Source organism: Methylosoma difficile, from assembly GCF_054657615.1.
In genome coordinates this window covers 86887-99622 of sequence record NZ_BAAHYJ010000004.1, presented here as the reverse complement: position 1 = coordinate 99622, position 12736 = coordinate 86887, and the positions used below count along the sequence as shown (strand labels likewise).

The following is a 12736-nucleotide window of genomic DNA, read 5'->3' as shown; positions in this document are numbered from 1 at the left end:
CTATTCAGCGTTTTAATTCTCAATTTTCTGAGGCGTATTGTTCAATAAGCGGTGGAATTCTTTTTTTACCACGTCGTAGCATTCGCAGGAGCGGAATTCCAAACCGCTTCTGTCCAGTACTGTGATGTGTCCACGTCGATAACTTATTAGGCCTGCTTTCTGTAAATTTCCGGCGGCTTCGGTAATGCCTTCCCGGCGAACGCCGAGCATGTTGGCGATCAATTCTTGGGTGATGGTCAGTTCGTTTGTGGTTAATCTATCCAATGTCAATAACAGCCAGCGGCACAGTTGTTGTTCCACCGAATGGTGTCGGTTGCAGACTGCCGTTTGCGACATTTGTGTCATTAAGGCTTGGGTGTAGCGCAATAGCAAACGCATCATCGGGCCGGCGAGGTTGAATTCGTCCATCATTAATCGGGCCTTGAGCCTGTAACCATAGCCTCCGGTATAAACGGTTGCCAAATTAGGGGTTGTGTTGCCGCCCATAAACAGGGGTATGCCCACGATGCCTTCATTACCCACACCGGCTATTTCCGCTGATGCGCCGTTTTCCATGACATAGTTCAGGGAAACAATGGCGGTGGTTGGGAAGTAAACATGTTGCAATTGCCCGCCGGATTCGTAAATGACATTGCCCAGCGGCATTGCGACTTGCTCTAAGTTCAAGGAAACGCGTTCATAAATAGCTTCGGGCAGCGCAGCGAGCAGGTGATTTTGTCTAGGGTTATGCTGTTGTGGTACTGACGGTTTGTTGGCCATTCTTTTGTCTCTGGAGAGTAAAGCTGGTAAACCCGAGTAAAGGCAAAATAAAGAAAATAGAGTTTGGCAGTTTATGGAATCCCTCACTGACCGATAACCAAAGTCTATTCTTACCCAGTCCTTTATAACATGGTATCCAAAATAGGGATGATGTGAAGTCATCGTTTTTGGATGCTGGGGGCGTTCCCCCTACCTCTTCCAGGTATGACAATTGCCGGCACTGGAATGGTCATGTAAGGAAATATGATAACAGATAACTAAGTTTTCAATTGGTGCGCTACCGCACATAGCGTAATGTAATTATTGCTTAAAGATCGAACGCCGTAAACGCTGAACACTGCCATTTCGGGTGATACAAGCGCCAGGCCTTGATACGCTTGTATACCTTATGTGCGACAGCGGACAGACGAGGAAATCGCCTGTTCAATATACTACGGTTGCCGGTAGTGCTGTTGCTAAAAACAAGAGATAGGGTGTGCCGTTAGTTCGTTAGAAGGACTCATCCGGACACAAGCTACCGCAAACCTAACTTTAAGAGGCAATGTTATGAAAAACTTACAACAGCGGGTAAAAACCATCGCGATCGCTACTTTGCTAATCAGTTTGGCGGGGTGTGCAGGTATGTCCAGACAAGGCCAAGGTACATTGTTGGGGGCAGGTGTGGGTGGTATTGGCGGCGCGGCACTGACGAACGGTAGCGCATTAGGCACCTTGGGCGGCGCAGCTGTGGGCGGGCTGATCGGTAATGTTGTCACCCAGCCAGCACCTAGACCCAGATACAGAAGAAGATAAGGTATTTTCAAAACATATCACGCCACAAATTAAGGTCTTTCAGATGCCAACTTACCGGTGGTATAACACGCCATAAGCTTAAAGCCCTATGCAAAAAAATAAAGCCAGAAAGGGAATACACTGGATAAAAAATTAGAAAACGTTAAAACAGGACGCATTCCGATGGCTTGATCCGCTGGTTGAGTGTAGCCGAAGCCTGTGGTTGCGCTTCGGCTAAGTTCAGAGAACGGCTAAACTTATTCGATCGTTGTCTGGCTAAATTAATAGCAACGGCAGTTAATTGACAACCACTACCGAATGACAGTCTATGCAGATTTTTCAACCACTGAAAATCAATAAGCCCTCACAACGCTTCAGAAACTTTATGGTTGCAGGGTGTTGCCTGTTTTTGGTGATTGCTGGCGTAAGCCTGTGGTGGAACCGGTCATTGATGATGGAATGGGTACTGCTGCGCTTTCTTCAAAAAAGCCCATTGTTGTCACCGCACCTTTCCGGTCTGCATTTTGGTTTAAACCATGCGGAAGTGGCGGAGCTGTCGGGCAGTATTGAAACCGGTTCAGGATTGTTATCGGCGCAATTGCAAGATGTCACGATTAGCTATGATTTACACATTCCCAAAGTTTCGTCGATTAGGGTAAGCCATGCCCAACTGGGTTTTGCTCTTAACACGGGCGGCAAATCTTCCGCTAAAAACAGCACGCCTTTGGGTACGTTGACCTATCCGCTAGAACGCTTGAGTATCGACAATTTAGATTTGGCGGTTACCACGCAATGGGGTCTGAGCCACTTTATTGGCAATGCTGAAATCGTCAGTGCCGGCAACAATCTGCTGCAAGCGCATCTGCAAACGGCAGACACCTTGCTGACGGTTGATTTATCCCCCGGTTTTCGTACCGCAAAAGTCATAGCCAAACAAACCACCGGTAATAAAGTGTTTGAGCTGGATGCCGAACGCCTCGACCAAGCCGATAAGCAAGCGCATTTGCGTGCCAATGTCGGTTTATTGGGCGCATGGCTAAATACCCATCCGTTGATTCCTGAACAAATAAGGGAACATATCAACACATCAACAAAGGCGTGGATAACGCCCGAACTGGCATTAGGTCAGCTGGATATTAACCTAAAAACCCCCGACAATTTTGCAACGCTGGAAAGCCAGGCCTTGCTGACCCGCGACAACCGTTATTTGGCAAGACTCGATTTGGCGATGGCAAATGGTGTTGCCAACGCCAAAGGCCAATTGGATATGACGGTGATGGAGATGCGTGGCTTGCTTCAGCCTTGGCAACCGGAATTAATGCGGGAATGGCAGCTAACCAGCGGGCAGGTGCAGGGCGTTTTACAGCTGCGTTGGCAGCCTCAGCGGCCTATTGTCGGCACCGCGCTAGTCAATCTTTATGATGTGTCGGTGCTGGCTGGTTCTACGCAAATTAAACAAGCGTCGATGAATGTGCAGCTGCCTGATTTAAACCGCCCAGAAGCCATTCTAGTGGCAACGTTACCCGCCATCAGCTTAGGAAAAAAATTGGCGGTGCAGGATTTTGCTGTCAAAGCCCATTTTCATGATGGGCAAGTGTCGATTGAACGCAGTGGCGGCGCTCTGTTTGGCGGTCAACTCCATATTGTGCCTGCTACGTTTGACCTAAAACACCGACCGCTTTTGCTGACCTTGCAATTGGCTTATGTTGATCTGGCGCAATTACTGGCTACGCTGGATTATCCCAATTTATCCGGCAGCGGTAGGGTCAGCGGCGAATTGCCGTTAAGCATTTCTGAAAAATCCGTTGAATTGCTCGATGGCACATTAACAGGCACACAACCGGGTGTTCTCCGTTACCAAGGCCCGATAGCCGATAAAGAAAACATGGCTTTCAAAGCGTTGCGCAACTTGACTTACCGAAGTTTGAACGCCACGGTAAATTATCATCCCAATGGCGATTATCAGATGGCATTACGTTTGGAAGGCAGTAATCCTGACGTGTTGTCAGGCCATGCGCTGGCCTTTAATTTGAAATTGAGCGGGCAATTGCCCGAACTCTTACAAAAAGGCATCATGGCGGGCGATTTTGACCAAGCAATTTTAAAAGCAGCCCAAGGCCAGCCGCTTCCCGCTTCCAAAAAACAACGGCCCCGATCAGGGGATCATCAAACTAAACCGCCAGCGGTACAGAGGTAACAATGAAAAGGACGGCTACAACACGGGTGGCACTCTTGTGGGGTGCTTATTATCTGTTCGGATGTACACCTTCGGTTAAAATTGAAGCCCCCGACAAACCCATTGAAATCAATATGAACATAAAAATCGAACATGAAATTCGCCTGAAAATTGAAAAGGATGTGGACGATCTCATGTCCAACCAGAAAGGTTTGTTCTAAAGGAAACATCAATGAAATCAAAAATATTTACCCTGAATTTACGGTCATTCCTATTGGCTTTAGTGCTTGTTGCTTTACCCATTGCTGCCGCCGATCTGAATCAGGCCAAATCAGCGGGGTTGGTTGGCGAACAAATCAGTGGGTTTCTGGGATTGGTTAAAATGGATGCCCCTGCCGATGTGAAGGCGATGGTGGACAGTATCAATGCCCAACGATTGGCGGAATATCAACGCATCGCCAATAAAAATGGCGTGACTTCCGACACCGTCGCCAAGCTTGCCGCACAAAAAATCATCGCCAAGACGCCTGCCGGACAATTTGTCAACACCGGTTCTGGGTGGCAGCAGCGTTAAGGAATCGCTGGATAAAGCCTTCGGCAACCCATTGATGACGTTTGTACTGAGCTTGATGAATGATTGACGAAATCAATGGGGTCAGTGCTTTGTAAAGGGGATGCGGATGCAATGTTGAAGGCAAAAAAAACCGCCATAACAGCGGGCTTTAGTGAGGAGGGCTTGAGTTCGGATGAGGGTTTATCAGCACAAAATCAGATGATTATCATCGCTCTGCCAGAGATTGAAAGATGTCTGGCGGGTGGAGATGCCGTCCTTGGCTTCTGGCAAGCGATGTGGGTCTGGGTGAATTAATTTTCAATCCAGATCAATTCAACGCGACGGTTTTCAGACTTTCCTGCTTCGGTATCGTTGTCGGCAATCGGATGGTCTTCGCCGAAGCCTGTTGCGGTTAAGCGGTTCTCGACACCTTTGGCTTTCAGGTATTCAACAACCGAAGCCGCGCGGCGTTGTGACAGTTTCATGTTGTAAGCATTGGAACCTTCACTGCTGGTATGGCCTTGTACTTCAATATCATTTTTCTGCGGGTAATTCGCCAGACTTTGGGCAACACCATCCAGCAATTCTTTGGCGTTTAAGGTCAGCTCGGCAGAGTCAAAATTAAAGTGTTCGCCTTTCAGTATCAGCTTAACAGGGCAACCTGAACGGTCGACCGTGCTGTTTGCGGGCGTGACAGGACACTGGTCGACACAATTATTGACGCCGTCATTGTCATCATCGAGCGTACTGCAATCCGGTGCTGCGGCAACCGGAGCCGCTGCAACAGGTGTTTCCGTTTGCGCGACATAGGTCGGTTTGGCACCAAAGGGAATCACAAAGCCCACGTTGACGACCATGTCGTCAAACTCCGTTGTACCGCTTTGCACATGATCCTCATTGTTGTTGTAGCGGTAACGTACATCACTGCGGAGCAGGAAGTTGTTGCTCACTTCGTAGGTCAGGCCTAAACCGCCTTCGGCAAGAAAACCGATGCTATTGATCTTGTTAAGACGCGTATCCATCCCGCCGACAGCGACGACGGCGTAAGGCGCAAGTTTTTGACGGGAAAAGTAGTATTGCAAATCAAGCGTACCGCCCGCCAATGTCCATTCCCTGTCAGAGGTTGCAGAATTGTCACCGTCCAGGCTGTTGTAAAAGCCTCTGACTTCAAGGTTAAGGTATCGGTTAATCATTTTACCCACGCCCAAGCCACCGCCCCAGCCATCATCGGCTTGGCGGTCATTGTCGGTTTTGATAAACGTGCCGAATGGCGAAATGTACCAGCGGTTATCGACGGGTTGGTCGGCAGCGTGTGCAAGCGGTAAAAGGCCTACGCTGGTGAGGGTGGCAACGGTGAGCAAGCTTCTTTTCAACATAATAATTTCCTTAGACGTAGTAAAAAAAGGAAGCCCATAAAACAAGTTATATGATGCCGCCCATTGAGAATGCAGGTTTAACGTACTGGGGTTTGTTTTTATTCGGACTGATATTCGTTCGGCAAGAACGCCATTGGTCTTTTGAATGCCGATACTGTGGGTGAAAATTGCGCAGATAACGGCGAAATCAAAAAGCTGTTTTAAGTATTTGGAATTGTTAAATATCTGAGGTTCAGAGTAACTTTCTTAGGGGGTATCAGTCGGTGCGTTAGCACACATAGATCAGGCTTTGAGGAAGTTTTTGTTGGATTTAACGGACTGATGTTGCGTGTAGCAGACGAAATAGGCCAAAGCGGTCGATTGCAAAGCCTATGGCGAAGTCCGTCCAAACGGGCGAAATGCGAGAGTCATGCTCGGAAGCAGCCTTGTAAAGGCTGTTGATTTTTAAGGAAGTGCTGAACTTATCGATCCCAATCATGTTTCGATAAGCTCAGTATTAACGGTAAGTGATTGATTAAATTATGCTTTATGCTCTTGGGTACTGAGCTTGTCGAAGGCTTTATTTAGCGATTTCTTAATAACGGGGAGGCCAAACAAAAAGCCGGTACTTGGCAGTTGGTTCGGCGATCCCCTAACCGCTTACGGGATCAATTCCAAGGCGTAGTCATCGGTTATTAAGGTGCCGACATTATTCAGGTATAAACCAAACGATAGTGACGTTGCACCGGCAGGAATTGGCGGCGTGGTAAAGCTGGCTTGAACCCAAGCATTGCTGGCGGCAAAACTGCTGCTTGTTACCCAGTACGTCCAAACACCTGCACTGCTCCGATAATAGACGACAAAACCCGTGGCAGTGGTCGATTTATAAAAGCTGCGTAAGGTGTAACGTTTTCCGGCAACCACTGCTGGGGCTAATATTCCCGCATCCTGTGGTTGCAGTAATTTACGGTCACCGCTAGTACGGCTGGTAATTTGTAGGGATTCGGCAAAATTACCACTGTGTGCTAAGGCCGCGCCATTAAGGCGTGTCCAAATAAAGCTGTTGGTACCAAAGCCACTGCGTTGCCAGTTATCGGCAATATTGTCGTTGTTGGTATCAATTTCTAGCGAAGGGTTCTTCAGCAAATTGCCTTGGTGATTGCTGATGGTCAGGTTAATCACGTCAGTTAGCGTGCTGTTGCCCGCCGCATCGTAAGCTTTAGCCGTTAAAGTTGCCGCGCCATCGGCGTTCAATAAGGAATTCCACGTGATGGCATAGGGGGCGACACTATCCGAAGCGACCACCACATCGTTGACGAGAAAATCCACCTTCACCACACCTATATCATCAGTGGCGGTTGCCGCAACGGCTTGTTGACCGGATACGGTAGCGCCTTCAAGGGGTGTCGGTGGTTGGTCAAACGCGATAATTGGCGATGTCAGATCATTCATAGTCGTCAGGAACGCCATGTCAGAAACGGTTGGATTGCCTGCAATATCAACGGCGCGAACCGAGTAAGCCACCGAACCATTGGCCACTGTTGCTGAATTCCAAGTAGCTGAATAGGGCTTCGTCTTATCACTGGCAAACACAGCACCATTGATGATGAAATCAACATGATCGATAGCCACATTATCGGTGGCTGAGGCCGTTAGATTCACAGCCCCAGTAACAACGGTGCCATCTGCCGGTGCAAAAGCAACAATGGTTGGGGGGATGCTGTCCACAGGGGCGGTAGTATCGATAACGGCTGCCATTGAGTAATCATCGGTTACCAGCGTACCGGCGCTATTTAAAGCAATGCCAAAACTGATGGCCTTCGCTCCGGCGGGAACACCATTTTGGTAGTAAATCATTTGCGTCCATGTGCTTGATACCGGCAGTTGCGGGCCATCTAACCAATAACGCCATACGCCATTGGCATCGAGATAAAATAGCACGAGAGCCGATTGGACTGTGGATTTGTACCAAGCGCTGATTTGGTATATCTCTCCTGCAACTACAGCTGGCGCACAACCTCCGGCTGTTTGCCCAACATCTAAAGTGGGCAACAATTTATTGTCGCCGCTGCTGTAACTGGTGATGGTGATCTGATCGCTAAAATTTCCGCTGTGCGCCAATAAGGGGTCGTTGATGTGCGCAAAGCTGCCCGTATTAGTGCCATATTTGCTGCGTGACCAGCAATCGGCCTGATTATCGGCGTTCGCGTCAATTTCCAGGGATGGGTTGGTCAGTAAGTTGATGCCCAATTGCGGCGGTGGCGGTGGCGGCGGATAATCGCCAGTCATCACCTGATTCACCGTCCTAACATAAGTGTATTGGGTCGACCGCGTTTCCAGCCAAGTTAAGAACGCATCCAAAATAGCCGGGCTGACCGATAGGGTGTTGCAGCCATCGCATACCCGATGGAAAACCAGTGGTACCCAACCACCGCCGGTTGTTTCCGCTTGGATCACATAGCCTTTCAAATCATCCAACGTGGTGGTTGACGCGATGGAGTTGTTGGTGGAAATGTAATAGGGGTTGGCAGGTGGGAGCGACTCGGCCCGCGGGCAATTTTGGCATTCGGTCCCGGACACCAAATTGCCTACCGTCCGGGCGGACTGATAAGTACCGATGCCCGGACAGCCAGCCGCCATAATGGACTGCGTGGTAGGGCCGGTTGAACCATAAGGATAAGCGAACGAATGTACTGGGTATCCCCAGTCAAGCAAGTTTTGCAGGTCATTACAGATTGCCGACTTTTGTGCGGCATCCGACAGCGTCGCCAAATCGACATGGCTGATGGTGTGTCCGCCGATTTCATTGCCGTCGGCATAAAGGCCGTCCAATTCGGCTTTGGTCAGATAAGTGCTGCCGCTGCCGATCAGATTGGAATTGATGTAAAACGTGCCTTGCATACCGTGCTTGGCAAGAATGTTGCGTGCAGCCGATTGGGTTAGGCCATCATCAAAGGTTAAGGAAACGAGCGTCAGCCACTGTACTGATGTGGCTTGTGCGGGTGCGGTTAAAACCAGGCTGCAAATCGACAGCCAAACCAAGAGTATTAGCTTTTTCATAAGGCCTCAATTTTCATGCTGGCAGGTTTTGCCAAGTGAGTGGAACCGTTATTGGGGGAAACCGCCACAACCAACGTATATTGACCCGGTAAGCGGAAAGTCAGACGGATTTGCCAAACTTGAGTGGCATTTTTATTGATAGGGAAACCACCTTTTTTATGGTGTTCGTTATCTGTATCGCCTTCTTCACCAATTGCCGCCATGACGCCACCATCAATGATTTCAACTGATAATTGTCGCCAGCCTTTTTTTTCGCGAATGTCGATATTGATGTCGCTTGCCTGTATTTCGCGGTCATCCTTATCATGGATAAACAGCCGTAAGCGCGAATCTGCCGTTTCCTTTCCAGGATTTACCAGACGCACTTCAACCGTATCGATGGGTTTTCCTGATTGGACAATCTCCGGACCCTTCAAGGTAAGACTTAAGGGGGGCGTGTCAGCCCAAGCAGTTTGCGGACCGCCAGCCATCATTCCTGTCGTCACGATGACGATTGCCAATGACAAAGCGCGTAAACGCCAAGCAAACCGTAAGGACTTGGTGTTTACGCTATCTGCACATTCGCTTTCCTCGCTATGCAATGCGGATTTTTTTGGAAAATTAACTTTATTCATGGTGTGAGTCCTTAGCTGTTTGGCTACTTTAACGGTTGCCAAACATCGCTTATTGATGGTTAGGATAGAGAAGTAATGCAAGCCAGTAAGGTATTGAAAGGTTTTAAAATTCCACTATTTACTGCTTTGCGCCAGATTGAGCGGATACAACAAGCGGGGGCCGCCGGGCAAAAAATCACCATTAGCGGTAATCAGCAATAATGGATCATTCTCCGATAAAGAAAACGCTTGGGTGCTATTTGCCAGCAGCGTCACTGTCAACGATTTGCCCGTTTGGCTAACGCGCTGGTTTAGCTCATTTAAAAATGTCCGCCAACCTTCTTTTGCCATCGCATGGTTGATGACGATATTTAAGCCATCAAAAGCCGGGTTTTTGACCCAAAGTAGCGCTTGTTCGCTAAGCGCGGCTCGATCAGCTAAAGGCGTATTGCTGTCAATAAATAACGCGGGAGAAAACCGTAAGTGATGGAAACGGGCAAATATTTCCAAGGTAGTATCGTTGGTGGCGGATGCCTGCGCTTTGCTGTCTTGCCAAGTAAAATAATGCGGGCTGAGGGTGGTCAGTTCTTCCGAATGTTGCCGCAACTGATTCCATGCTTCCTCACCGGGTAACGCGGCAAGAATCGCGCTTTTAGGGAAAAGCGGCGTGGCACTGACTTTAACGATTTCAGCGGATGCCTGACCTGACTCAAGCGTTTCCGCTTCGCCGTCTTTATTCCAAACGGCGAGGGCGAATGCCCCATGATCGGCACCTTCCGGTAACGCAATAGGCCGCGCTAATAAAGCTTGCCCATTCAAATAGGCAATGGCACGCGCACCCACCATCTTCAGCTTCAACGTGTTATCCGCTGTTGGCGAGACTTGACTGGCAAGCTGACGGTAAACCCCATTGCTATCGTATTCTTGCAAAATGATTTGGCCTTCAGCGATACCTAATCGCACCGACGGCTGTTTTGTCCCATAACGCAAAGACAGCCAAAATTGACCTTCCGGTTGTCCGCTTAACTGCACTTCAACCTCGGCATCTTGCCATTTTTCCGTACCACTTAAAGTCATTAACGCGCCTTTTTCACCGTTCATCGTCAATAGCCTAAGATGACCGTTATCGACTGCAATATCGCCCGTATCGACCACCCATGCTGTGGCGGATTGGGTCGATTGGAAAGTATCGCTATAAGCTTCCCGACGCGGCGCGTGGTTAGCCAATTGGGCAAGAAAATCCGCTTGGCTCCAGGATTTGGCAACCCTTATGCGCCTTAAATTGGTTTCGGGGTCAGTCCGGTAATTGGCACCAAAAGGCGCGGCGACAAAACCTGTTTGCAATCCCGCTAGGTGCAAGCCTTGCGACCAAACAGAAGCACCGTCATTCTGCTCAGGATGCCATGACCGAGAACAATCGGCGGTCAGCACAGGCATTTGCAGGTGATGTTCTAAGCTTTTGCGTTGCCTATTGATCCGTTCGGCAAGCAGCACCGGATCGGTATACTCCCCATTGCTATTCGGGCAGCCGGAAATGCCGACTTCCCAGCGACCGCTTCTCGCCATCAATTCCAACTGATGCCAAGAAACCAAATTGATATTGGCTTGATCCAGCAAATCGGTATCGACAAACACCAGTGCAGTCATCCTTAAGCTAAGCAGTAACTTATCGGCAATTTCAAGGGTTTCGCGGTTGGCTTCTTCAAACGTCAGTAAGACGGGTTTCCTTGATAAGGAGGCGGCATCGTTCTCCCGCCAGTGTTGGATGTCTGACAAACGCACCGAAGAATACCCCGACTGTTGTAAGGCATTAAGCTGGGCTGCAAAAGCGGTGGCGGGAATTGCCAAGGCATGGGAAGCACTGACTTTGCCAAACACTAAGGCCAAAAACGCCTCATCTTCCTTTTCCTTGCCCGTTTCTATTGATGTGTTAGTTGAAGTTGCCGCAGGCAAGGACAGGTTGACCATAAATTTAGGCAACTCATGCACCGCTAAAATCAAACAGATTAAAAACAACCACCACACGAGATTTTCCCAGTGGGAAACATGAACGGGTTGCATTTGTGCGGGTTTTTGTGAAGAGTTCATCGTGTCCCCCAGCGATTGTCACGTTGGGTGGCGATGGCATACGGCATTTGCCAGACCAGAAAAATCAGGTAATACAGCGTGAAATACAGGCCGTAAATCCAGTAACGGTCATTTTTCCAAAATAAGTAATAACCGGAAAACATCAGACCAATCATGACCGTACCCAGCAAATAAATGACTGGCGACACGAAATCACCGTGAGCCACAGGCAACCACAAGCAAATCCGCAAAATTAAAATCGGCGCGATGATGGGGAACAGTAGCTGCGCGTAAAAGGCGATGGCGGCAAACGGATGCTTTTTCCACATGAAGGTGGCGGCAATTAAAGTTTCCCGAAACCACGATTTCTTCCAGCGCAATTGTTGTTTCAAAAACTGTTTGTGACGTTCCGGCACAATGGTAGTCGCAACGGCATCGGCGGCATAAATGACCCGATATTTGCGTAACAGATAATTAGTCAAGCTCCGGTCATCACCAAAAGTGGCTTGGATGCCCAAAAAATGTTGACCTAGCCACGGCTCCAAAACTTCCATCACACAACTGCGGCGGTAAGCCGAAAAGCAACCCGGGCAACAAGTGACCGTACCGAAAATGCTTTCAGCAGCTTTTATCACCCGGAAAGCGACGTAATAACGGGCTTGCTGCATTTTCGTCAGGCTATTTTCAGTCACATTTGCAACTTCGGTATGTCCAGCAACTGCCGCCACTCTCAGGTCTGCAAAGCCTTGGACGATTTTATGGACGCCGTCTTTTTTGACAAAACTGTCCGAATCCACATACACCAAAATTTCGCCCGTTGAATCGTAAGCACCCGCCGCCATCGCCTCGCGCTTGCCTTTGTTGCGTTCAAATACATGCAACTTCAGATTAGGCCAGCGTTCTTGGGCGCGTCTGACTTCGGCGACTGTCGCATCGGTCGAGCCATCGTCGACAACAATTACGTCATACAGCCGTTTCGGGTAGTCAATCGCGTAACAGCATTCAACTGTCCGGTAAATGGCGTCTTCTTCATTGAACGCCGTGATGATGATGCTTACCGAAGGCGTGATGCCGACATCCTTAGGCGTGCGGTATATCAGCGAAAACACAAAGCGGGAAAAAATAAACCCCGCAATTGCCAAGGAATACAAATTCGCCAAGGGGCTATACCAATAAAAATTAATATTGCTCATGCGCAGGCCAATGACCGTCGCCATCGCAAACGCGATAAGCACCATTGCTGCGACCACAATCAATAGCCGTTTCATAACATTAGAAGCCGAGAACGTCGAAGGTGCTTCGACGCTAATACCACTTTTGGTCACGAAAATATTTTCATCCACTGATGACATCTTGCTATCTCCTCACTTTAAGGTTGGGGCCGTTGTCGGCTGTGATGGGG

General features: G+C 48.9%; 11 protein-coding genes. 5 read left to right on the top strand and 6 right to left on the bottom strand.

Going from position 1 to position 12736, the window contains the following annotated elements:
• Window positions 1-12: 12 nt before the first annotated feature.
• Window positions 13-759 (bottom strand): Crp/Fnr family transcriptional regulator, encoded by a 747-nt coding sequence (locus tag ACYQ1O_RS12100; protein ID WP_459991997.1) that lies wholly within the window; start codon window positions 757-759, stop codon window positions 13-15.
• A gap of 546 nt (window positions 760-1305) precedes the next feature.
• Here ACYQ1O_RS12100 and ACYQ1O_RS12095 point away from each other — a divergent pair.
• From ACYQ1O_RS12095 to ACYQ1O_RS12075, 5 genes are all read left to right on the top strand, one after another.
• Window positions 1306-1551: a YMGG-like glycine zipper-containing protein gene (locus tag ACYQ1O_RS12095; RefSeq protein WP_459991996.1), complete on the top strand. Its 246-nt coding sequence runs from the start codon at window positions 1306-1308 to the stop codon at window positions 1549-1551.
• A gap of 307 nt (window positions 1552-1858) precedes the next feature.
• Entirely contained in the window at window positions 1859-3727 is a 1869-nt protein-coding gene (locus ACYQ1O_RS12090; RefSeq protein ID WP_459991994.1) for an intermembrane phospholipid transport protein YdbH family protein, read from the top strand.
• Window positions 3728-3729: 2 nt separating this feature from the next.
• Entirely contained in the window at window positions 3730-3927 is a 198-nt protein-coding gene (locus tag ACYQ1O_RS12085) for a YnbE family lipoprotein (protein ID WP_459991993.1), read from the top strand.
• 11 nt (window positions 3928-3938) lie between these two features.
• On the top strand, window positions 3939-4280 hold the full coding sequence (locus ACYQ1O_RS12080) for a YdbL family probable chaperone protein (RefSeq protein ID WP_459991991.1): 342 nt from the start codon (window positions 3939-3941) through the stop codon (window positions 4278-4280).
• Between the two features lie 111 nt (window positions 4281-4391).
• Window positions 4392-4574: a hypothetical protein gene (locus tag ACYQ1O_RS12075; protein WP_459991990.1), complete on the top strand. Its 183-nt coding sequence runs from the start codon at window positions 4392-4394 to the stop codon at window positions 4572-4574.
• Here the strand turns inward: ACYQ1O_RS12075 and ACYQ1O_RS12070 are convergent.
• The 5 genes from ACYQ1O_RS12070 to ACYQ1O_RS12050 form a co-directional block, all read right to left on the bottom strand.
• The gene (locus ACYQ1O_RS12070; RefSeq protein WP_459991989.1) at window positions 4571-5635 is read right to left on the bottom strand and encodes an OmpA family protein; all 1065 of its coding nucleotides are present in this window, start codon (window positions 5633-5635) and stop codon (window positions 4571-4573) included. The genes ACYQ1O_RS12075 and ACYQ1O_RS12070 overlap by 4 nt on opposite strands.
• Window positions 5636-6274: 639 nt before the next feature.
• Window positions 6275-8674, bottom strand: coding sequence for an Ig-like domain-containing protein (locus tag ACYQ1O_RS12065; protein WP_459991988.1), 2400 nt, complete (start codon window positions 8672-8674; stop codon window positions 6275-6277).
• Window positions 8671-9288, bottom strand: a complete 618-nt coding sequence (locus ACYQ1O_RS12060; protein WP_459991987.1) for a hypothetical protein — start codon at window positions 9286-9288, stop codon at window positions 8671-8673. The genes ACYQ1O_RS12065 and ACYQ1O_RS12060 overlap by 4 nt, the downstream gene beginning before the upstream one ends.
• 114 nt (window positions 9289-9402) lie before the next feature.
• Complete coding sequence (locus ACYQ1O_RS12055) at window positions 9403-11355, bottom strand: polysaccharide deacetylase family protein (protein ID WP_459991985.1); 1953 nt, start codon at window positions 11353-11355, stop codon at window positions 9403-9405.
• On the bottom strand, window positions 11352-12686 hold the full coding sequence (locus ACYQ1O_RS12050) for a glycosyltransferase family 2 protein (RefSeq protein ID WP_459991983.1): 1335 nt from the start codon (window positions 12684-12686) through the stop codon (window positions 11352-11354). The genes ACYQ1O_RS12055 and ACYQ1O_RS12050 overlap by 4 nt, the downstream gene beginning before the upstream one ends.
• Between the last annotated feature and the right edge of the window lie 50 nt (window positions 12687-12736).

Coding starts and splice junctions, on each gene's coding strand:
- ACYQ1O_RS12100 (WP_459991997.1), bottom strand. CDS start 759: ATGGCCAACAAACCGTCAGTACCACAACAGCATAACCCTAGACAAAAT.
- ACYQ1O_RS12095 (WP_459991996.1), top strand. CDS start 1,306: ATGAAAAACTTACAACAGCGGGTAAAAACCATCGCGATCGCTACTTTG.
- ACYQ1O_RS12090 (WP_459991994.1), top strand. CDS start 1,859: ATGCAGATTTTTCAACCACTGAAAATCAATAAGCCCTCACAACGCTTC.
- ACYQ1O_RS12085 (WP_459991993.1), top strand. CDS start 3,730: ATGAAAAGGACGGCTACAACACGGGTGGCACTCTTGTGGGGTGCTTAT.
- ACYQ1O_RS12080 (WP_459991991.1), top strand. CDS start 3,939: ATGAAATCAAAAATATTTACCCTGAATTTACGGTCATTCCTATTGGCT.
- ACYQ1O_RS12075 (WP_459991990.1), top strand. CDS start 4,392: ATGTTGAAGGCAAAAAAAACCGCCATAACAGCGGGCTTTAGTGAGGAG.
- ACYQ1O_RS12070 (WP_459991989.1), bottom strand. CDS start 5,635: ATGTTGAAAAGAAGCTTGCTCACCGTTGCCACCCTCACCAGCGTAGGC.
- ACYQ1O_RS12065 (WP_459991988.1), bottom strand. CDS start 8,674: ATGAAAAAGCTAATACTCTTGGTTTGGCTGTCGATTTGCAGCCTGGTT.
- ACYQ1O_RS12060 (WP_459991987.1), bottom strand. CDS start 9,288: ATGAATAAAGTTAATTTTCCAAAAAAATCCGCATTGCATAGCGAGGAA.
- ACYQ1O_RS12055 (WP_459991985.1), bottom strand. CDS start 11,355: ATGAACTCTTCACAAAAACCCGCACAAATGCAACCCGTTCATGTTTCC.
- ACYQ1O_RS12050 (WP_459991983.1), bottom strand. CDS start 12,686: ATGTCATCAGTGGATGAAAATATTTTCGTGACCAAAAGTGGTATTAGC.